This window comes from Psychromonas saccharinae, assembly GCF_051201515.1.
Lineage (GTDB): Bacteria > Pseudomonadota > Gammaproteobacteria > Enterobacterales > Psychromonadaceae > Psychromonas.
This window is the reverse complement of the sequence record NZ_CP195153.1, coordinates 1419758-1443007: the sequence shown is the minus strand read 5'-3', so window position 1 is coordinate 1443007 and position 23250 is coordinate 1419758. Positions and strand designations below refer to the sequence as shown.

The following is a 23250-nucleotide window of genomic DNA, read 5'->3' as shown; positions in this document are numbered from 1 at the left end:
TTATTTTTTACAAATAATCATTGCATTTTACAAGCGGCAAGTATGACTTAGATGTGAATGTTAGTTAATACTAACCTATTTTTTCATACTCAATTTATCCACTATTTTATCCACCGAACGCAAAAAATTAATCACTTGCTATAAATCTAAAAATCATTATCTTGTGCCTACAAATTATAAAAACACTATATATAGTGTTTTATACAATTTCATAAATACTATCTACACAATACTATCAGCGCTCCGATTAAGGTAATGCAAATGAACAAAAACCTATTTGTCACCAAACGAAATGGCAAAAGAGAAAACATCGATCTTGAGAAAATTCACCGAGTGATTACTTGGGCTGCGGAAGGACTCAATAATGTATCTGTCTCTCAGGTTGAGTTAAATTCGCATATCCAATTTTATGATGGGATCCGTACCGATGATATTCATGAAACCATTATCAAAGCTGCTGCAGACTTAATTTCTGAAGAATCACCAGATTACCAATATTTAGCTGCGCATCTTGCTGTATTCCATTTACGTAAAAAAGCATATCGCCGTTTTACTCCCCCAAGTGTATTCGAGCATGTAAGCAAAATGTGTTCAAAAGGGAAATATGACCACCATCTTTTAGAGGATTACACCAAGCAAGAGTTTGAACAAATGGAAAAATTTATTGATCACAAACGTGATTTAAATTTCTCCTATGCAGCGGTTAAACAACTTGAAGGTAAATATTTAATTCAAAACCGCGTTACCGGTGATATTTATGAAAGTGCACAGTTCTTATATTTAATGGTGGCAGCGTGTTTATTTGCTAATTACGACAAATCTGTTCGCTTGGATTTTATTAAACGTTTTTACGATGCAACATCACTCTTTAAAATTTCCTTACCGACACCGATCATGTCAGGTGTGCGTACACCAACTCGCCAATTTAGTTCCTGCGTTTTGATTGAAACAGGTGATAGCCTAGATTCAATCAATGCGACAGCAAGCTCGATTGTTAAATATGTATCACAACGTGCAGGTATTGGTATCAATGCGGGCCGTATTCGCGCTATTGGTAGTACTATCCGTGGTGGTGAAGCACTTCATACTGGCTGTATTCCATTTTATAAATACTTCCAAACAGCAGTAAAATCTTGTTCTCAAGGTGGTGTTCGTGGTGGTGCAGCTACTATTTTTTATCCTATATGGCACCTTGAAGTTGAATCACTTTTAGTATTAAAAAATAACCGAGGTGTAGAATCTAACCGTATTCGTCATATGGATTATGGTGTACAACTTGGTCGACTATTTTATCAACGCTTGATTGATCAAAAATCAATTTCATTATTTAGCCCTTCAGACACACCAGGGCTTTACGATGCATTTTTTGAAGACCAAGATGAATTTGAACGCTTGTATACACAATATGAAGCCGATGAAAATATTCGTAAAAAATCAATCGATGCAACGGAACTGTTCTCCCTATTAATGCAAGAACGTGCAAGTACTGGCCGCATATATATTCAGAACGTTGACCATTGTAATACCCACAGTCCATTTGACAGTAAGGTCGCGCCGGTTCGTCAAAGTAACCTGTGTATGGAAATCGCATTACCGACTAAACCATTACAGCATATTATGGATGAAGAAGGTGAAATCGCCCTTTGTACATTGTCTGCATTGAATTTAGGCTCTATTGAGTCACTAGATGAATTAGAAGAACTCGCGGAACTGACCGTGCGTGCGCTTGATAATTTGTTAGATTATCAAGACTATCCAATTAAAGCCGCTGAAAATAGCAGCATGGCACGCCGTACTTTAGGGGTTGGTGTTATTAATTACGCCTATTACCTTGCTAAAAACGGTGTAAAATATTCAGATGGCAGTGCAAACAATTTAACGCATAAAACATTTGAAGCGATTCAGTTCTACCTATTAAAAGCATCAAATAAACTCGCAAAAGAACGTGGAGCTTGCCCACTATTTAATGAAACACGTTACTCACAGGGTATTTTACCTATTGATACCTATAAAAAGTCATTAGATGCGATTTGTGACGAAGGCTACCATCTTGATTGGGAAACTTTACGTAAGGATATTGTTAAAGACGGCTTACGTAACTCAACATTATCAGCATTAATGCCATCGGAAACCTCTAGTCAAATATCTAATGCAACTAATGGTATTGAGCCACCACGTGGTTTCATTAGCGTCAAAGCAAGTAAAGACGGTATATTAAAACAGGTCGTCCCTGAATTTGATAAATATAAAAACAACTATGAGTTATTATGGAATATTCCAAATAATATCGGGTATTTATCGCTTGTTGGCCTTATGCAAAAATTTGTGGATCAGTCTATTTCCGCAAATACCAACTACGATCCAAATCATTTTCCAGATGGTAAAGTACCAATGACAAGCCTATTAAAAGACTTATTAACGGCTTATAAAATGGGTGTAAAAACTTTGTATTATCACAACACACGCGATGGCGCAGATGACAAAAAAGTATTTGAAGAAGATGATGATTGTGCCGGCGGTGCATGTAAGATCTAACAAAGAGTAAACATTAAGCTTCTTGCCCCGAGCCCTAGCTGCGAACTTCGTAGCTAGGGGCTCGCAGCGAGCAGCTAACGATTAATATATTATCCTGGAGCTTATAATGGCTTATACAACCTTTTCAAAAATTGCTAATGACGCACTGAAAGAGCCAATGTTTTTTGGTAATCCGGTTAACGTGGCACGTTATGATCAACAACGTTTTGAAGTCTTTGAAAAATTAATTGAAAAACAACTTTCGTTTTTCTGGCGTCCTGAAGAAATTGATGTCAGTCGTGACCGTATCGATTTTTCAAATTTACCTGATCATGAACAACATATCTTTATTTCAAACTTAAAATATCAAACCCTGCTTGATTCAATTCAAGGTCGTAGTCCCAATGTTGCACTACTCCCTATTGTTTCATTACCAGAGCTTGAAACTTGGATTGAAACATGGTCATTTTCAGAGACCATCCATAGCCGTAGTTATACGCATATTTTACGTAATCTTTATACGGATCCGAATGAAGTCTTTACCGATATAGTGAGCAACGAAGAAATTCAAAAACGTGCAACTGATATTGCGGGTTACTATGATGAATTAATCCATGCTACGCAATTTATGCAACTGCACGGTTTAGCGCAAACGGAGATCCCTTACATCAATATCGAAGGTGAAAAAGAGCAACTATCACTGCGTGCGCTTAAAAAGAAACTTTACCTCTGTGTATGCTCAATTAATGCCCTTGAAGCAATTCGATTTTATGTTTCTTTCGCTTGTTCATTCGCCTTTGCTGAGCGTGATTTACTTGAAGGAAATGCCAAAATTATTAAATTAATTGCCCGCGATGAAGCTCTTCACCTTAATTCAACTCAACAAATCCTTAATTTATGGGCCGATGGTAAAGATGATCCTGATATGGCAGAAATTGCCATTGAATGTTTTGCAGAAGGAAAAGAAATCTTCTTAAAAGCGGCTGAACAGGAAAAAGATTGGGCTAAATATTTATTTAAAGATGGCTCAATGATTGGATTAAACGAACAGATTTTATGTCAGTATGTTGAATATATTACAAATCAACGTATGCAAGCGATTGGTTACGAAGCCCCTTTTACAGTTAAAACCAATCCTATTCCTTGGATTAATAACTGGCTAGTCAGTGATAATGTCCAAGTAGCGCCTCAGGAAGCGGAAATAAGTTCTTACCTAGTCGGACAAATAAACAGTAAAGTGGATAACGAAGAATTAAGTAGCTTCGAACTATAAGATAAACATGACTAAAAAATTAACCGTTAATGGTGTTGAATACAGATTAAATGCTCAACAGACACTACTCGAAAACTTAGAAACCCAATCAATTCCGATTGAGTTTCATTGTCGAGATGGTCATTGCGGTGCCTGTAAATGCAAACTAATCCGTGGTGACGTTCGTTACACAACGACACCACTCGCTTATTTACGAGAAGGTGAAGTATTACCCTGTTCGTGCATTGGCCAAAGTGATATCCATTTACAGATAGATTAAGGCGGATCTTTCGCCTTTTAGCGCTTCCACAACACGTTGACTAATGCCCCCGAAATAATAAAACTTCCGCCAATTAAGGTAGTAATAACGGGAACCTCACTAAAATACACCCAACCAATCAAAATAGAAAAGACAACCTGCACATAGGAATAAGCCATGGCTTTACTTGCATCGGCACTGTGTAATGCCGTTGTTAAACAAATTTGCCCCACTTGAGTAAACACACCGATAAGTATCAGTAACACTGCCACCGCTAACCCTGGCACCACAAAATCACTCCCCAATAGCAGCATTGCAATCGGAAAAGCAATAACCGGAAAATAAAAAACAATCACAGAGCTATCCTCTGTTTTAGTTAATTTTTTAACAATGATATAGGCCACTGCACTGCCAAAGGCCCCTAAAATAGCCACTAAAATACTGAACCAAGAATAACTAATCGCACTATCAAAGGAAATATTAGGTTGGATCATAATGGCAACACCCAATAAGCTAAGTACAATGCACAAGATCGTAGAACGTTGAATTTTTTCACGTAAAAAAAACAGCGCTAATAGCGCCGTAAAGATAGGATGTAAATACTGTAAAATGGTCGCCTCTGCTAAGGGAAGCGTTGATATTGCATAGAACACGCAAATTAGTGAAACCGCCCCCACCGCTCCACGAGCAAATAACCATGGTTTATTATTGCCCCAAATAGAAATTTTTTTACGTTTTACCACCAGATAGCTTAAAAACACCGACACAATAGCTCTTGCTGCCACAATTTCAAGTACAGGAATCCCCGACTCACTAACACTTTTCACACACGCGGCCATTAACGCAAAGGCAAGAGCCGATAAAAGCATATACCAAACGCTAATGGGTACTGACTGTTTTAGTTTTGTATACATTTAATTTATGGCCTAAGCATTAGAATCAACATTATTCAACAATCCCGTAATTTCAAATGCAGGTAAGGGTTTGTAAAAATAGAATCCTTGGAAAATATGGCAACCATGGGCAATTAAAAAGTCCACCTGTTCCTTTGTTTCGACCCCTTCTGCCACGGTTGATAGTTGTAAATTGGTCGCTAAATTAATAATAGTGGTACAGATCTGGGCGTCTTCAACTAATGTTGCACATTCATTGACAAAGGTACGATCTATTTTTAACACATCTATCGGTAAGCGTTTTAAATAGTTAAGAGAGGAATATCCCGTACCAAAATCATCAATAGATATTTTTATATTCAGTTTTTTAAGTGCCGACATAACCGCAATACACTGTTCAATATCGGTCAACAAAACACCCTCGGTAATTTCAATTTCAAGAAAGGTAGGATCTAGCTTGTATTCTGCAATCGCATTTTCAACGTATGCGACTAGTCGTCCTGAAATTAGATGTCGTGTGGATATATTAATAGAGACAGGCACGAGTTTACACCCAGATTCTTGCCAAGCAATGAGTTGAGCAATGGCTTTACGAATAACCCATTCTCCAATATCAACAATCAAATCAGATTCTTCGGCAAGCGGGATAAATTCTGCGGGTGAGATACTCCCTTCTACGGGATGCTGCCAGCGAATTAAGGCTTCTAATCCGACCAATTCTTTTTCATTAGTTACTTTAGGTTGATAATGCAGACTAAATTGATCCTCAACATTTAACCCATGACGCATTTCCTGTTCATAATCAAAATTACGTGCAGCCAAATTCGCCATTTCTGCAGCAAATAACTGATAATTATCTCGGCCAGACTGTTTAGCGGTATACATTGCTAGATCCGCATGTTGAATTAATTTTTCAGCACTCTCTTTATCGGTTTCAGCAAAGGCAATACCAATACTGGTCGGAATATTGATTTCCCTTCCAGCAAGGGTTAAAGGTGCGCGCATAATCGTTAATACTTCGTTCGCCTTGGCATGTGCCATTTCAATATTAAAAGCCCCACGGAATAGAATAATAAACTCATCCCCTCCCCAACGCGCAATAATATCGGAATCGCGAGTGACTTTAATTAATCGTTGCGACACTTCACATAACAATTCATCACCCATTTTATGCCCAAGCGTATCGTTAATTTTTTTGAATCGATCTAAATCCATAAAAAACAACATAATATTTTCGTCGGTCGTATTGATAATTGACAAAATACTAGTCAAGGAATCCATTAAATAAGTACGATTATAAAGCCCCGTTAAAGGGTCACTGTAAGCCAATTCACGTAATTTATCCTGTAGTTTTAACTGCCGAGTTATATCTCGAATATGTAAAGTAAATTCATTACTTTCACTGTTACCGATATTAGTACTTGTCACCGTGACTTCTGCGGAAAAATGATGGCCTGAATAACGTAATAAAGTAATACCATTTCGGCGATCTCGCATTAATCCGACTGTACTTAAAAATCGATGAGAGAGACTTTCACGAATTTTATTATGGTCTTCGGGAGAGATAAATAAATCAATAAAATTTTGTCCAATGACTTGGCTTTTCCCATAACCAAAGGTACGTTCTGCGGCGGGGTTAAATTCTAAAATGCAACCTAATAAATCAATAATTAAAATGCTATCCATGGATGAATCTAGTATTGCACTTTTACGTTTTTCACTGGAATTAAAATGCGAAATTGCGTTATCACGTTTAACTATTTCACTGTTCACCCGTCCGATCACTTGATTATACTGCTCGGCAATCAAACCAACTTCCGTAAAAGGTTCAACGGGAACTGGTTCCGAAAAAGATCCCATTTTCTGTTGGTTATTCATGGAATTAAGTAAATTGATGAGTTCAGTAGAAGCATGATGCTCGGAAACATTCATACCACTAATTTCACTCTCTTTAGTAACGCGTAATGGAATAAAATGATTAATAGCACGAATAAGGAAATAACTCATAGCAAGACAGTATCCGCCGACACTAACCACACCTAACAATTGCACATTAAATTGTTGAAAACGACCTAAACCGGTATGAAGTAGGTCCATATCGGCAAATAAAGCAACGGCTAAGGTTCCCCATATCCCAGCAAACAGATGTGCAGGCACAACCCCCAATGCATCATCTATTTTTAAGCGTTCAATCCACAACGTTCCGCCATAAAGTACTAAACCAGCAATAATCCCGATCAACATTGAATCTACGGGAGAAAATGCATGACAACCGGCTGTGACTGCAACTAAGCCAGCAATAACACCATTTAAAATAAAGCCAATATCAACAAAGCGCTTATGCCAATAATGACAGATGGAGGCGGCAATACCTCCCCAACTAGCCCCCAGGGTCGTATTTAATAAAATTTTAGGTACCTGATCGGTTAGTTGTAACGTGCTCCCACCATTAAAACCATACCAACCTAACCAGATTAAAAGTACACCTAACACCGACATTGGCACATTACTGCCCGTTGTAGGTAATTTATCTGAATCAAATCGGCCAATTCGGGGACCAATAATAATAATGGCAACTAATGCCACATAACCGCCAACTGAATGCACCACCGTCGACCCCGCAAAATCAACAAATCCTAATTGCTCGAGCCATCCCGCATTGCCCTCTTGATAAGCAGAAGCCCAAACCCAATGCCCTGCAACGGGATAAATAACAGCGGTTAAAATAGCGGCAGTACAAACGAAACCAAAAAAGGACATGCGCTCAGCAACGGCGCCAGATAACAAGGTGGCAGAGGTACCACAAAACATCATTTGAAAAATAAAAAAACTAATTTGATAGGCAGATTGGTGATCACCGATAAAGAACTGATCGCTTCCAATAACACCATATAGAGAATTCCCAAACATTAAAGCAAAACCAAATGCCCAATAAAGAATGGAAGCAATTATAAAATCAGTAATATTTTTAGCAGCAACATTAATACTATTTTTACTGCGAATCTTCCCGCTTTCTAGGCATAAAAATCCAGCTTGCATACAGAATACCAATAACGCTGAAATTAACAGCCAAGAAAAATCCATTACGATTAAACCTTATTTATATTTAAAATAAATTTAAAGAGCGAATTTTAGTATCTATAGTGATAATCAACAAGTCAAGGTATGTGGTTCTATTTGTATGATGATTTAAATAATATATTTAAAAAAACTTAAACATTAGCTCAGAACTTGACGCTATGGTCATAATTTTAAAGTTTTTATTCAGAAAAAAATAAACTATACTTATGTTAATTTTATATCAACAAAATGGACTTTCGCATTAAAATCACATATTCCGTAGTACGCTATTTTTGCCCTGCTATCTTACTCATTATTTTAGGTTGCCAGACTGCCTCTGCGGACGGTCAATTTGCTGACGCCTACAAAGCAGCGCAATCGGGTAACTACTCGAAAGCAATCCAACTTTGGCAACCCTTAGCAGAACAAGGACAGTCTTCTGCACAATATGCGCTAGGTTGGTTATATGAAAGTGGTCAAGGTACTGCACAAAGTTATTCAAAAGCCGCATACTGGTATCGTAAAGCGGCAGAACAAGGTGACTTAGCCGCACAGTATGTATTAGCGACAATGTATGAAAAAGGTGTCGGTGTAAAATTAGATATTAAGCAAGCTGTGCAATGGTACCTTAAAGCAGCTAACAAAGGCGACGCTATTGCGCAATTCAAATTAGGCACTTATTTTCACAGTGGTGAAGGCATTGCTAAAAATGAACGTGAAAGTTTTTTCTGGTTTAATAAAGCGGCACATCAAGGGCACATCACCTCACAAATTAACCTCGGCAAAATTTACCAAGAAGGACGTGGTGTACCTCAAGATTATGCCCTTGCAATTCAATGGTATGAATTAGCCGCTGAGCAAGGCGATGCCCTCGCACAATATCAACTTGCCACCTTGTATGAATTAGGGCGCGGGACAGATCAAGATCTTCCACAGGCAAAAGAATTATATTTAACATCAGCCCCTCGCTATGCACCGTCTGCGTATAAAGTCGCAGAGTTTTATGAACAAGGAAAAACGGAAGATATAAATCAGCTTAAGGCGATTGAGTGGTATAAAAATGCAGCCAACCGAGGTAATAGCGCCGCACAATATCGATTAGGTGTTATTTACCAGAATGGGCTTGGTATTGAAGCGAATATCAACACAGCAATTGAATGGTACTTTAATGCAGCAAAACAAAATCATCCAAAAGCCATTTATGAACTGGGTAATATTTATGCCCACGGCGTGATAGATTTAGACGGTAAGCAAAGTATTGCCGTTGATTATTATAAAGCCTCACAATACTACCAAAAAGCAATAAAGTTAGATTACGCTCCTGCCTATGAACCCTTAGGCATATTATACGAGAATGGTTACGGCGTTGTTGCAGATCTTGGACGAGCACTATCTTTGTACCAGCATTCAAATCAACCTTCCGCACAAGCTCGTTTTAATGCGTTAAGTAAACAAATCACTTGTAAGCAAACGGCGACGACTAATTTATTCTCCGTATCAATTGCTTGTACTAACCGTAAAGAACTCGATCAGCAAATTCAATCACAAAATATTCATCCAATCGAAGAGAAAAAAGATGAATGGTCGGACACATATTATACCGGTGCGGTGATTAAAGGCAGCAGTGAATTAACCGTCAGTTACACATTGGAATCTCAATTTGCGAGTGCACAATACACTTTTGTCGGTAGGGACAACCCGACCTTGATTACCCAAGTCAAAAAACTCCTGACTCAAAAATATGGAGAGCCTACCCTCGCAAAAGGAAACACCGATAATGGAAAAGCAAGCTTCACTTGGTTTTTAGACGATGGCATTGAACTCACCACTCACCGCGATTGGCCTGATACAACGACTTTTGTCACCTACTCTCTGCCTGAACATATAGCCATCTTAGAGCAGGAACAAAAACAACAACTTTCATCGGAAAAACAATCTAAAGAACAAGGCATTAATTTAAATCTATTTTAATTATTATTAAAATAAAAGTAACTACTCAGCACCCTTTAAAATTTCATGAGTTTTGTCATAAATAGAGTCTAAATGCTCAGGGATAAGCCATTTATGCTTAGTTCAAGGCGAAAAAGCGCAGTTTAGTGGTTTAAATGAGCATTTTTCAACGATGAAATAAGTTTAAAGGGCGACGGCCTGAGTAATTACAAATAAAAAACATATTAAACCGAATCAACATGGCTAAGGATACAAATATCTACCCTAAAAATATCTTTATATACTAAATAGCCTCCTTACTATTGAAAATACATACATCTATACACTGAGCGGAGAACAAACTCTAAACATAAAGTTAACGATCTAACGGATTAATTATACCAATTGTATTAAATATGTAATCTAAATTTTGCGCTAGAAAAATGGTTTAGTTTGAGGCGAAAGTTGCCACTACCGAGAGATTAACAAGTGAATCCTCTAACGTGAGAATTAATATAAAGACATTAATTCTTTAATGGTTGTTCCCTTAACGAAATTTTCAACAAAGAAATAAACTATTTTAACCAGCAAAATAGATCAGCTACTTATTACGATTGGTATTACTATAAAAATAATTTAATGCACCTAAACCCTGCTAAAATAACGGATGCATTTGATTGATAAGAGAACTCAACGCTATGGATACTACATTATTACTCTTTATCGGAACCGCTTTTACCTTTGGGATGTTTGTTAATTTTACTGGTCTTCCCCCCATGATCGGTTTTTTACTCGCAGGTTTTGTCTTAAATTTTTGTGGTTATGAATCAAATCAACAGTTAACGACCCTTGCCGAACTTGGCGTGACACTCCTGTTATTTACCATTGGATTAAAACTCCATCTGCGCACATTATTTAAAGCAGAAGTTTGGGGAGGAGCCAGTTTACATATAATTGCGAGTCTTATATTTTATGTTTTATTACTCTTTATTTTCAAAACGGTCGGCATTACTTTTATTTCCGATTTAGACTTCCCGTCACTATTGCTTATTTCCTTTGCTCTAAGTTTTTCCAGTACGGTTTTTGCCGTTAAAATCCTTAATGAAAAAAGTGAAACCAACTCCCTTTACGGCAGAATTGCGATTGGTATTTTGATTATGCAAGATATTTTCGCGGTCTTATTCTTAACGTTCTCCGTTAGTGAATTACCATCCATATGGGCACTGTGTTTACTTGCACTGCCCCTTATTCGCCCACTATTATTCAAGTTACTTGATAGCGCTGGACATGGAGAATTATTAGTTTTATATGGTTTCTTTCTTGCCCTTGTTATTGGTGCAGGTTTATTTGAATCCGTGGGTGTGAAAGCTGACTTAGGTGCGTTAATTGCAGGTATGTTACTCGCCAATCATAAAAGTGCAAAACAGATGGCCAACGCATTATTTAACCTGAAGGAGCTTTTCTTAATTTGCTTCTTTTTAAATATAGGGCTGGGCGGATTGCCTAATGTTGATCATTTAATGATCGCTCTTATTTTATCGGTCCTATTATTCGTTAAAGTCGCATTATATTTTGTGACACTAACTAACTTTAGATTGCGCTCAAGAACCTCGCTGTTCACATCTTTTACCCTAGCAAGTTACAGCGAATTTGGACTAATTGTGGCCTCTATAGCAACTCACAAAGGCTGGATCACCCAAGACTGGCTAACCATTACCGCGATTACGGTATCACTTAGCTTTATTATCGCTTCATTACTTAATAAATATTCCGATGCGGTCTACACCCGCTTTACCCTGCCTCTCAAGCGTTTTCAATCAACTCGATTGCACCGAGAAGATAGGCCTGTTCGTGTTGGTGATGCGGAGATACTCGTGATGGGAATGGGTCGAATTGGCACCAGTGCCTACGATGCATTACAAACTATCTATGGTAATAAAGTATTAGGCATCGATTACGATTTTCAAACGACATTAGAACACCAAAAAGCAGGACGACGTATTATTACCGGCGATGCATTAGACTCAGATTTTTGGAATAAATTACAAATCACAGATAATGTTCAGCTAATCCTATTAGCTATGCCTGATCATAATGGTAATAAATTTGCAGCAGAGCAATTGAATAAAATAGATGGACATCATTTTCAAATAGCAGCCATTGCACATCGAGCCAGTGACGAAAAAGAGTTGAATAATCTAGGCGTTGCTCCGGTTTATAATATGTACACTGAAGCAGGCTCAGGTTTTGCTCGTAATGTTTGCTCTGAATTATGTCCACAACTAACAATAAATGATTAGGGTTGCTATTTTTTCTATTACCCTATTTTTCTACGCCGTAAAATTAAATTGAATACATGTAGCCCTATACATGAACATTAATAGTCGAGTGAAATAGAAATAATACTGATGTTTCACGCCTCTAAAAAAGGCGATGACTTATTATTGTCAATCAACCTCTTAAGGTAATAAAGCCAATTTATTTGTTCCATCATTAAAAAACTCAATCTCAACAGAGCAAATCTAATGGATCAGCGGCCTCTAGAAAGGGGATTAATAGAAAAAATCAGCTAATCCATAAATTTGTGTGTGAATTGTTCTGAATTAGTGTGACTTTTCTGTCATATTCTGCAAAAATCATTGAACTCATTTTTTCAGATCATATTTGATCGCTTTTAGGGGAGGTTTCCCTAACTGTAGTAATAAAATAAAAAAGGTAACGTTATGTGTTCTATTTTTGGTGTGCTCGACATTAAAAGCGATCCTATCGCATTGCGCCAACAAGCAATTGAAATGTCTAAACTACTTCGTCACCGTGGCCCAGATTGGTCGGGTGTATATTCATCGGACAAAGCGATTCTTGTTCATGAGCGTCTTTCTATCGTAGATGTAAATACCGGTGCACAACCTTTATACAATGAAAATAATACACATATCCTAGCGGTTAATGGTGAGATTTATAACCATAAAGATTTAGAAAAAGAACTAACTTGCGGTTATAAATTCAAAACCAAATCTGATTGTGAAATTATCTTGGCATTATATGAAGAAAAAGGTAACACCTTTTTAGATGACCTAAATGGTATTTTTGCATTTTGCCTTTACGATGCAGAAAAAGATAAATATTTAATTGGACGCGATCATATCGGTATCATTCCACTTTACATGGGCTGGGATGAACATGGCAACTTCTACGTTGCTTCTGAAATGAAAGCATTAACCCCCGTTTGTACTAAAGTTCAAGAATTCCCTGCAGGCCACTACCTAGACAGTGAAATCGGTGAATTAACACAATATTACACCCGTGATTGGATGGAATATGATGCAGTAAAAGACAACGGTGGCAGTGCAAAAGAAATTCATGATGCACTTGAAGCATCGGTTAAACGCCAACTAATGTGTGATGTCCCATACGGTGTATTACTTTCTGGTGGTTTAGACTCTTCAGTTATTTCAGCAATCACCCAAAAATTTGCGAAACAACGTGTTGAAGATGACGACCAATCTGGCGCATGGTGGCCACAACTTCACTCTTTCTCTGTTGGTCTTGAAGGTTCACCTGATCTAGCTGCAGCCCAAAAAGTGGCAGACGAGTTAGGCACCGTTCATCACCCAATCATCTTTACCGTACAAAATGGTATTGATGCATTACGTGAAGTTATTTACCACATTGAAACTTACGATGTAACCACTATCCGTGCTTCTACACCTATGTACTTAATGGCGCGTAAAATTAAAGCAATGGGTATCAAAATGGTGTTGTCTGGTGAAGGTGCCGATGAAATATTTGGTGGTTACTTATACTTCCATAAAGCGCCAAACGCCAAAGAGTTCCATGAAGAGCTAAATCGTAAACTTGAAAAACTTCATATGTTTGACTGTTTACGTGCTAACAAATCAATGGCAGCTTGGGGAATCGAAGCACGTGTCCCATTCCTTGATAAAGAGTTCCTAGACGTTGCAATGCGCACCAACCCAGAACTTAAAATGATCAAAGATGGCCGTATCGAAAAAAATATTCTTCGTGAAGCTTTTGATGGTGAATTATTAAATGAAGTACTATGGCGTCAAAAAGAACAATTCTCTGACGGTGTAGGCTACAGCTGGATTGATACATTAAAAGAATATATCGAGACACAAGTAACGGATCAGCAACTTGAAAATGCTGAATTTAAATACCCAATTAATACACCGGATACGAAAGAAGCTTACTTCTACCGTAGTATCTTTGCAGAACACTTCCCGCTTGATAGTGCAGCTGAATGTGTACCGCATGGTAAATCCGTTGCATGTTCAACCGTTGAAGCATTAGCTTGGGATGAGAGTTTTGCAAATAATGCAGATCCATCGGGTCGTGCTGCAGGTTCACATAACGATGCATACAAAGCGAAGTAAATAGCAGAATAATTAACCCATAAAAGCGTTCTATTGAACGCTTTTTTTATAATACCAATTGTATTAAATATATGTTCTAAATTTTGCGCAGGAAAAATGCGTTAGTTCGAAATGAAAGTTTTGCAAATGATTGTTTCCTTTACAAAACTTTCAACAAAGAAATAAACAATTTCAATCCGTAAAATGGATCAGCTAATTATTACCGCTGGTATAAACTAATATAAGAAAATAATGACCGATCTAAGCAAACAAGCTTGTCCCTGTAAAAGTGGATTAACCTATCAGCAATGCTGCCAGCCCTTCCATCAGAAACAACAATATCCAACTAACTGTGAGCAATTAATGCGTTCTCGCTTTAGTGGTTATATTTTGCAATTAGGTCATTATCTTTTTGACACTTATCATGCTGATTACCGAGGCAATTTAACACCAACACAATTGGCAGAAAAAACCGTCGAATGGAAAAATCTTCAAATTATCGAAACCGACACGTTAGACACAACCGGTTTTGTTGAATTTAAAGCCTGGTATATCAATGAAAATCAATTATCCTGTCTGCATGAACGCTCTCGCTTTATCAAATTGGATAAACAATGGTTATATTGCGATGGAGATATTTATCCTGAACAAAAATCAGGTAAAATAAACCGCAATGATCCTTGCCCCTGTGGCAGCGGTAAAAAATATAAAAAATGTTGCGCAAACATTATTAGCTAAAAGCAAGACCAACTAATACACCTTGGTATATTTGCTATACATCATCAGAGATTACTATGGAAAAGAAAACACTACGGACCGATTGCCCAGATAGCAAAGGTTTGATTGCACAGATCACGAATATCTGTCAAAAACACCAATTAAATATTATCAAAAACAGTGAGTTTGTTGACCATCAGTATGGGCGTTTCTTTATGCGCACAGAACTTGAGGGGTACTTCAATGATGAAACGCTATTGGCTGACCTTGATTACAGTTTACCGCCAGGCTCTAAACGCTCATTAATTTCTCAAAAACGTAAACGCATCGTTATCCTTGTCACTAAAGAAAGCCATTGTTTAGGTGATATCTTAATGAAGAGCACCTACGGTGGAATTGACGTAGAAATTGCAGCGGTTATTGGGAATTACAATGCGCTTGAGGAGTTAGTCACTAAATTCAATATTCCTTATCACACCGTTAGCCATGAAGGCTTATCCCGTGAAGAGCACGAACAAAAAGTAATGGATGCTATTGCACCTTATACGCCAGACTATGTTATTTTAGCTAAATATATGCGTATTCTGACGCCTACATTTGTTGCTGCCTATGAACATAAACTTATTAATATTCATCACTCGTTTTTACCCGCATTTATTGGTGCACGCCCTTACCAACAAGCCTTTGACCGAGGTGTCAAAATTATTGGTGCAACGGCGCATTTTGTTAATAATGACCTTGATGAAGGACCTATTATTACCCAGGATATTGCACATATAGACCATGCATACAGTGCCGCAGATCTAGCGAAAGCTGGACGTGATGTTGAACGCTCAGTACTAAGCCGCGCATTACAACAGGTATTAGACGATAAAGTATTTGTTTATGGCAACCGTACGGTTGTGTTTAAATAATCGATATAAAATGACTGGCGTTATATAGCGGCAGTCATTTTATATACTGGCATGTCTTGATTTAATCGGTTATTTCTTCACTGCTTAATGTTGTTTACCACGTAATTTCATTATCAATTTTTCACACAGTAAAACGAATAAACCAATAACAATACCAACCAAAAGCTCTGCCAATAAACTCGGCATAAACGCTACCGCATGGTGAAGTGCTTCAATATTATGAACAAAGATGCCACCAGAAACCAACAACATAGCAATAGTGCCGACCACACTTAATAAACGAATAATCTTTGGTAAAGAGCTTACAAGCGCTTGCCCAAACCAAGTCAATGCTCTATTTTTATTATCAGAAAGTGTTAATAATTTATAGCCAAGATCATCCATTCTCACGAGCAAAGCCACAAAACCATAAACGCCAATCGTCGCCAATAAAGCAACAAAAGACACAACCATAATTTGTAAAGCAAGGGGCTGCCCTAACACCGTACTTAAACCGACAACAATTATCTCAATTGATAAAATAAAATCAGTTAAAATTGCTGATTTCACTTTCTTCTTTTCATAAATAAGCAACTCGGCTTCAGAAAGTGATTTTTGAATCGTTGCGGCATGCTTATGAGGAAAGAAATACTCATATATTTTTTCAGCACCTTCAAAGCCTAAGTATAATCCTCCTAATAATAATATCGGGATAATAAGCCATGGTGCAAAGGCACTTAACAAAAATGCTATCGGTAAGATAATTAATTTATTACGAAATGAACCTTTCGTAATAGCCCACAAAATAGGTAATTCTCTTTTAGCTGAAAAACCAGACGCCTGCTCTGCGCCGACTGCCAAATCATCACCAAGCAAACCTGCCGTTTTTTTAGTTGCAATCTTACTCATCATTGCAGCATCATCAAGTAGTGCCGCTATATCATCAAAAACAGCAAAAAATCCCGTTGCCATAAATAATCCTTATCATTAAATGTTAAATATGGCGGTGATTATATAACCAAATTGCCCTAGGGTCTTATATGGACTCCCACCGTATGTCAAAAAAAATTATAAACGAAGGTTAGATGCTAGCTTATATACGGGCTCAATTTGAGGAGCTACCTCTGGCCGCTGATGTTTTCGCACCTTCATGACTTTTCTGTTGAGCAGTTTTATTAAACTTCAGACCCTAACAGTCTATTGAAGGTTGGTCTTACCTGTTTTTAATCGCTCTTTTTGACTATTTATTAAGCCACCAATAATTGTGGCTTGTAATCTTGATCATTTTTTAATAATGCAAAAGCTGTGCGCATTGTTTTATTTGCTAAAGCAATCGCTGCTATTTTTTTTCCTCTACGGGCAATTAAGTTTTTTAACCAAATATCTTTTTGAGTCCGACTTTCTCTTTTTTCTAGTTGAGAGACAACAGCTAATGCACCTTTATACAAAGCACTACGCAGCTTTTTATTGCCTGTCATTTTAGAGATTGAGCCTATTTTTTCTTTACCGCCACTACTATGCTGTACGGGTGTTAAACCAAAACAAGCTGAGGCTTCACGACCGTTCTTAAAGTGAGTCACATTGCCTAACGCTATTTTTATCAATATCGCACAAACTGGACCTACACCTTCGAGTGCTTGTAGTCGCTTGCAAGTCTTATCCTGGCTAATTAATACCTTTTGTTTTTGTTCAATCAATTTTATTTCTTCAATGGTATTTAAAAAGCGTTGCCAAACAATATTCAGTGAAAAACGAAATGCAGGTGTTAAATCATTGTTTGCATCTTCAAAAATATCCGGAATATTTTTCATCAGTTGCGCATCTGTCTGAGCAATACTATGACCAAGCTCAAGTAATAAAGCGCGGATTTGATTACTCAAACTAATCCTCTGTTTAACCAATAGGTCTCGTATGCATTCAATACCTTGCAAGCATTGTTCTTCAGCTGATATTAAGCGGCTAGGTTTAATATGAGGTTGGCGAGCTGCAACTGAAATAGCTAATGCATCATTCGCATCGGTTTTCTGTCCTTGAAGAAACGCTTTTACTTTCCGAGCATTAATCGCTTTAACATGATGGCCCGCTTGTTTTGCGTAACGAGCCCAATAATGGGTACCGCTGCAAGACTCCATTGCAACAAGAGATTGTTTTTCTCGAATCAACAATTCTTTTAATTTTTTTCGAGTGAATATTTTGTTGAAAATAACATTACCGTGCTTATCTGTTTTACAAACCTGGAATAAATTTTTTGCTAAATCAATAGCAAGAATATTACAATTACTCATGTATGGACTCCTTGGTAAAAGTTTGGTTACTTATTACGCTACTCCCGAGGGAGATGGGAGTCCATACATCTGTTTATCTTTCGTAGCCTAACCTGTAATGCCTAAAAATAACTCAATCAAGGCGCGAAAAGTGAGGTTTAGTCATTCTAAATAAGCTTTGAGCAACACAGAGTGAGTGATTTTTAGGCACTACCCGAAGGGCTGGGGCTCTTTTTTACGCTGACTGCGTTGTCAAATGTTAACTATAGATGGCTATTACTTAAATTTTCCGCGTTGCCAGAATAAAAAATAGCCTCCAGCAGGAACGGCGACGAAAGATAAACAGCCCCTAGATATATTATCCTATTTTTTAAATACTTATCCGTCACTATTTAATAGAGGAAATGCTCTAATACGACAATCGATTAACAACAATGTTATAAGATTAAAATTACCGAAACATAAAGTGTTCCCGACACATTTCCCCTTCAACCAATATGATATCAAAGGCATAGCGAGTTATGCACACAAAATGTTATTCAGTGAAATTAAAGAGTGTAATACCAATTGTATTAAATATGTGATCTAAATTTTGCGCTGTAAAAATGATTTAGTTTGAGGCAAAAGTTGATGTAAATCTGTTATTCCGCACCTGAATTTTTATTACTATTGGCTATGAAATGGCTATGAAATCGTGATCTGGCTAGCGAAACATCCAGATATTTCAAAAAATTGTTGACCGGGATCCTCAATTTTGATCTATTACTTTCTTTTCAAAGAGATAAATCATGACTTACCCATACACGAAATCACTTGAACACCATGGATTAGTTGCTGGATTTTGTAAGGAAATCAAGCTTGCCAATATCATCGATCAAGCACTTGGCACAAGTGAACAGCGGAAAATAAGTTTCGGTAACTTATTCATTGCTATGATAATCAATGGGTTGGGATTTACCGGCAGAACACTGCATATGTATCGCGAGTATTTTTCTGATAAACCATTAGACCGTCTGATTGCCCCTGAAGTAAAAGCTGAATACATCAATGATGATGCGTTAGGTCGTTGCCTTGATGCACTATACGAACATGGTGTTTCATCACTATACCAAGATATAGGTGAAGCTGTTATTAAACACTTAGGGCTACCATGCAACTCTGTTCATCTCGACTCAACAAGCTTTCACTACGATGGTATGGAAAAGTTATCCGATGATGAAGATGATCTTAACCCTATTCAAATTACCAAAGGCTATTCACGTGATCATCGTCCTGAACTTAATCAGGTCGTACTCAACCTGATTTGTGAGAACCAATCCGGGATCCCAGTTTATATGAAGCCAGCCAGTGGCAACATTAATGATATGGAAGGATTCAAGGAGATAGTCAAATCCCATATAAAAAGTCTAAAAGCCGCGCAGTCCTGCCGTTATTTAGTGGCAGATGCAGCCTTATATGTGCAAGATACCATTACTGAGTTGGATGAACTAAATCAGTTATTTATCACGCGTGTCCCACATAAATTGAGGGAAGCTAAAGTCCTTATTAATCAGGCTTCTGAACTTGATTTTAAAAATATGGGGAATGGTTACTCAGGAGCTTGGCACCAATCGACTTACAGCGATATAAAGCAGAGGTGGCTATTGATCCGCAGTGAACAAGCGAGAAAGCGTGAAACACATAGTTTAACAAAACGCATGCTGAAGAAAGCAGATGCGGAGCGTAAGACCTTTAAAAAACTCTCACAACAAAGGTTTGCCTGTCAACATGATGCAGAGCAAGCCGTTGAGTTGTGGAGAAAGAAACAAGTTTACTGTGATGTTATTGATGAAACCGTTGAGATCCCTATCTATGGCAAGAAAGGACAACCTAAAAAAGGGCAAGCTCCCGAGCGAGTTGAATACAAAATAACAGGGAATTTATTTACTCCTCTTGATAGAAGGGATAATGCACTTAAACAATTAGGTTTCTTTATTATTGCAACAAATGATCTTGATGAAAGCCTGACAATGGATAAGGTGCTTAAAACTTATAAAGAGCAGCAATCAGTTGAAAAAGGGTTCCGTTTTTTAAAAAGTCCGGATTTCTTAACAAGCTCAATTTTCATCAAAAAGCCAGAGCGAATAGAAGCGCTGTTAATGGTAATGACTTCCTGTTTGATGGTATACGCTTCCTTAGAGCATCTGATCCGCAAAAAGCTAAAGGAAAAAGACCTTTACTTCCCGGATCAAAAGAAAAAGCCTTCCCAGAATCCAACCGCTCGCTGGGTATTTCAATGCTTCCAAGGAGTTACGATAATCTACCTGGAAAGCCAGTCGCCTATGGTAGTAAATTGGCAAGAACGGCAACAAGTTATTGTTGATTGCCTGGGGGATAGATACAGGCAAATTTATTCTTAAAACCGGTGCGGAATATCAGGTAAATGGTTGTTCCCTTAACGAAACTTTCAACAAAGAAATAAACTATTTTAACTAACAAAATAGATCAGCTAATTATTACGATTGGTACAAATTACATGTAAGTCACAGTGATGGGTTTATTGTCTAGATCTAATGCTTGGTATTCATGCATTAAATCAATATCAATACCAGGGGCGGATTCATTAACTGCAACGTGAGATGTCGGTTCTTGTTGTAAGCTTTCCACTAAACGGTGCTGCGACAGAAAAGATAAGTTATCTTTAATATCACTATCAATTACCTCATTATCATTACGCGATAAGATAGCTTCATTATTTAATAAATATTGAAGACGAATAGAACTTAATTTATTCGCAGCTAAATGTTGGTTCATGGTGGTTGCCTGCTCAACAGAAATCCCCTTGTTAACCAAAGGTTGTGCTACAGATAATGAGAATTCATCGCGTAAACTTGATTTAGTCTGTTCAGGTGTTATTTGATTAGCAGCAGGTAGCGTAAATTGGGAGAAATCACGGGCATCATCGGACAACATACTAAGCAATAAATTAAATTTTTCGCGGGTGCCATTATGCACAGCAGTATTTAACTGTTGCCCTAACTGCCACTCATTAATGACTAAATTTAAGTTTTCTTGCTCTATTTTCATACAATTTATCTGATTAATCCCATATATATAGAGTTATCGGCAACAAACTGATTTTATTTAACGTTTTTTTCTTTTTTCTACTTCACAAGTGCAATAAATCTGATATTATTGCGCCTCGAAATTATGGAGGGGTTCCCGAGTGGCCAAAGGGAGCAGATTGTAAATCTGCCGCGTAAGCTTCGGTGGTTCGAATCCACCTCCCTCCACCATTTCGTATTCTTCTCTTATTTAACCTATACTCCCCTTATCCAAACGCAATATAATTCTGACTTTGGTATTTTCATCACCTTTAACTTCATTTACACTTTAGATTCAATTATAAATCGAGTTTCTAAATGGCAGCATTCAGCTATAAAAATAAAAGTATTTTGATCGTTGATGACCAAAGAGCATTTCATGTCATGCTCAAAACTATGCTCAGCAATCAGGGCGCAGAGAAAATCACCTGTATTGATAATGCAGATACTGCTATTCGCCTTGTACAGCATAAGAAATTTGATATTTACCTAATTGACTACAACCTCGGTTCAGGTCGAAATGGTTCGCAATTAATTAATTATTTAAAAGAAAATAAACTGGCTCCTAAAAACGCTATTTTCTTTATCCTGACGGGGGATAACAATAAAGAAATGGTATTGACCGCCATTGAAAAATCCCCCGATGATTACCTAATCAAACCCTTTTCTCAAAAACAATTATTTAATCGACTCAGCAACGCCGCTCATAAAAAAGAGATGATAGCCGATATCTTTGATGCTCTAGAAAAAAAAGATACCCCTAAAGCGATTGCTCTGTGTAAAGATAAAATAAAAAATCATCCTAAATACAGAGGTATCTGTGAAAATGTGTTGGTCGATATTTTAATCGACAATAACCAATACCATGCAGCGGAAAACCTATTACAAAAACAGATAGAAAAACGCCTATTAATGCGATCGGGGATCAATCTCGGTAAACTTTTTTACCTACAAGCAAAATACCCCGATGCAATTACACTGTTAAAAAAAGTGATTCACCGTTCACCATTACAAATGGATGCTTACCAATGGCTAGCTCGCTCCTACCGGAAAAGTGGTAACTACGATGACGCGCTTTATATACTCAGCAAAGCAGCCCGTATAAGCCATCATAGTATTCAACGCCATCAAGAATTAGCATTACTTGCAACGGAGATGAATGAGCATCAAATCATGATTTCAAGTTACGCAGCGATATTAAACTTAAGTCGCCGTTCTTTTTATCCCGATCCCTGTCATCTTGCTAATTACGTGCGCAGTATTATTGATTATGCAAAGGAAGAAACCGATCTGACTGAGCGAAAAGTTATTTTAAAGAAAGTAAACTCAACGCTCTATCAAAGTCGTTTTGAAGAAGGGAAAATTTTAGATTTTGACTTTAATGGCTTCGATGAACTCTGTCAGGCCAATGTACTCTTTACACTGGAGCAAAAGGGAAAAGCAAAAAGAAAAATATTAAATACGCTGGGGAAAAAAGAAGGGCCTATTAATGAATTTGATAATACGTTTCTTTGTGAAAGTACATTTTCCCTATTAGATATTGGTGAATTTGAATATGCGACGCCCTATTTACATGAGCTAAAACAACGAGACATAAGCGACCCTATCACCCTGGCAACCATTGAAAAACAAACGGGTCAACATTTAGCAGATAGGATAAATAACTTCAAATCCTATAATAGCGCAGGGATTGAAGCTTTTGCTCGTCATCAATATGAAGAATCACTTACCCATTTTAATCGCGCATTACATTTAGAACCACTCAACTCAGGCGTTTTGTTAAACCGTCTTCAGGCCTATGTTGAGATGTTAAAAATGAATATTAAAAACAAAAAGACAGAAATAATCGAAAAATGTAATCGTAGTTTTGACCAACTCAATAATACCAATTTACCCGAGCAACATCTTATTCGATACGAAAATTTGAAAAAAGAGTTCGCTCAGGCAAAATAACCGCAACGCAAATATAATATACCCGTTACCAATCAAGATGCGTTTATCAGTCACTAGCTA

The 23250-nt window shown here is 37.5% G+C and carries 15 protein-coding genes and 1 tRNA gene; 11 read left to right on the top strand and 5 right to left on the bottom strand.

The window, feature by feature from the left end:
• Nucleotides 1-261 precede the first annotated feature (261 nt).
• From nrdA to yfaE, 3 genes are all read left to right on the top strand, one after another.
• The gene (nrdA, locus tag ACR30L_RS06430) at nt 262-2535 is read left to right on the top strand and encodes a class 1a ribonucleoside-diphosphate reductase subunit alpha (protein WP_435237203.1); all 2274 of its coding nucleotides are present in this window, start codon (nt 262-264) and stop codon (nt 2533-2535) included.
• Nucleotides 2536-2641: 106 nt separating this feature from the next.
• Nucleotides 2642-3787 (top strand): class Ia ribonucleoside-diphosphate reductase subunit beta, encoded by a 1146-nt coding sequence (gene nrdB / locus ACR30L_RS06425; protein WP_435237202.1) that lies wholly within the window; start codon nt 2642-2644, stop codon nt 3785-3787.
• Nucleotides 3788-3794: 7 nt separating this feature from the next.
• Complete coding sequence (gene yfaE, locus ACR30L_RS06420) at nt 3795-4046, top strand: class I ribonucleotide reductase maintenance protein YfaE (RefSeq protein ID WP_435237201.1); 252 nt, start codon at nt 3795-3797, stop codon at nt 4044-4046.
• Between the two features lie 17 nt (nt 4047-4063).
• Here the strand turns inward: yfaE and ACR30L_RS06415 are convergent, their stop codons facing one another.
• Both ACR30L_RS06415 and amt read right to left on the bottom strand, forming a co-directional pair.
• Nucleotides 4064-4939, bottom strand: coding sequence for a DMT family transporter (locus ACR30L_RS06415; RefSeq protein ID WP_435237200.1), 876 nt, complete (start codon nt 4937-4939; stop codon nt 4064-4066).
• Nucleotides 4940-4951: 12 nt separating this feature from the next.
• A complete protein-coding gene (gene amt, locus ACR30L_RS06410; RefSeq protein WP_435237199.1) occupies nt 4952-8002 on the bottom strand; it encodes an ammonium transporter in 3051 nt (1016 codons plus the stop codon).
• A 225-nt stretch (nt 8003-8227) separates the two neighbouring features.
• Here amt and ACR30L_RS06405 point away from each other — a divergent pair, with 225 nt between their 5' ends.
• The 5 genes from ACR30L_RS06405 to purU all read left to right on the top strand — a co-directional run bounded on the left by ACR30L_RS06405 (nt 8228) and on the right by purU (nt 15911).
• Complete coding sequence (locus tag ACR30L_RS06405; RefSeq protein ID WP_435237198.1) at nt 8228-9949, top strand: tetratricopeptide repeat protein; 1722 nt, start codon at nt 8228-8230, stop codon at nt 9947-9949.
• A gap of 656 nt (nt 9950-10605) precedes the next feature.
• Nucleotides 10606-12207, top strand: coding sequence for a cation:proton antiporter domain-containing protein (locus ACR30L_RS06400; RefSeq protein WP_435237197.1), 1602 nt, complete (start codon nt 10606-10608; stop codon nt 12205-12207).
• Nucleotides 12208-12630: 423 nt separating this feature from the next.
• Nucleotides 12631-14301 carry an asparagine synthase B gene (gene asnB, locus ACR30L_RS06395; protein WP_435237196.1) on the top strand — a complete coding sequence of 557 codons (1671 nt, stop codon included), beginning with the start codon at nt 12631-12633 and terminating at the stop codon, nt 14299-14301.
• A 231-nt stretch (nt 14302-14532) separates the two neighbouring features.
• A complete protein-coding gene (locus ACR30L_RS06390; RefSeq protein ID WP_435237195.1) occupies nt 14533-15018 on the top strand; it encodes a YchJ family protein in 486 nt (161 codons plus the stop codon).
• Between the two features lie 56 nt (nt 15019-15074).
• Nucleotides 15075-15911 (top strand): formyltetrahydrofolate deformylase, encoded by an 837-nt coding sequence (gene purU / locus ACR30L_RS06385; protein WP_435237194.1) that lies wholly within the window; start codon nt 15075-15077, stop codon nt 15909-15911.
• Nucleotides 15912-15995: 84 nt separating this feature from the next.
• Here the strand turns inward: purU and ACR30L_RS06380 are convergent, their stop codons facing one another.
• Nucleotides 15996-16862 (bottom strand): DUF808 domain-containing protein, encoded by an 867-nt coding sequence (locus ACR30L_RS06380; RefSeq protein WP_435237193.1) that lies wholly within the window; start codon nt 16860-16862, stop codon nt 15996-15998.
• Between the two features lie 275 nt (nt 16863-17137).
• Complete coding sequence (locus ACR30L_RS06375) at nt 17138-18175, bottom strand: IS110 family transposase (RefSeq protein ID WP_435236394.1); 1038 nt, start codon at nt 18173-18175, stop codon at nt 17138-17140.
• 767 nt (nt 18176-18942) lie between these two features.
• Here ACR30L_RS06375 and ACR30L_RS06370 point away from each other — a divergent pair.
• Nucleotides 18943-20553: an IS1634 family transposase gene (locus ACR30L_RS06370; RefSeq protein WP_435235549.1), complete on the top strand. Its 1611-nt coding sequence runs from the start codon at nt 18943-18945 to the stop codon at nt 20551-20553.
• A gap of 112 nt (nt 20554-20665) precedes the next feature.
• On the opposite strand, the gene ACR30L_RS06365 is transcribed toward ACR30L_RS06370, so the two are convergent.
• Nucleotides 20666-21220: a VC2046/SO_2500 family protein gene (locus ACR30L_RS06365; protein WP_435237192.1), complete on the bottom strand. Its 555-nt coding sequence runs from the start codon at nt 21218-21220 to the stop codon at nt 20666-20668.
• A gap of 125 nt (nt 21221-21345) precedes the next feature.
• Between ACR30L_RS06365 and ACR30L_RS06360 the strand changes: the two genes are divergently transcribed.
• Nucleotides 21346-21429 (top strand) — tRNA-Tyr (locus ACR30L_RS06360).
• A gap of 126 nt (nt 21430-21555) precedes the next feature.
• Entirely contained in the window at nt 21556-23190 is a 1635-nt protein-coding gene (locus ACR30L_RS06355; RefSeq protein WP_435237191.1) for a response regulator, read from the top strand.
• The last annotated feature ends 60 nt before the right edge of the window (nt 23191-23250 follow it).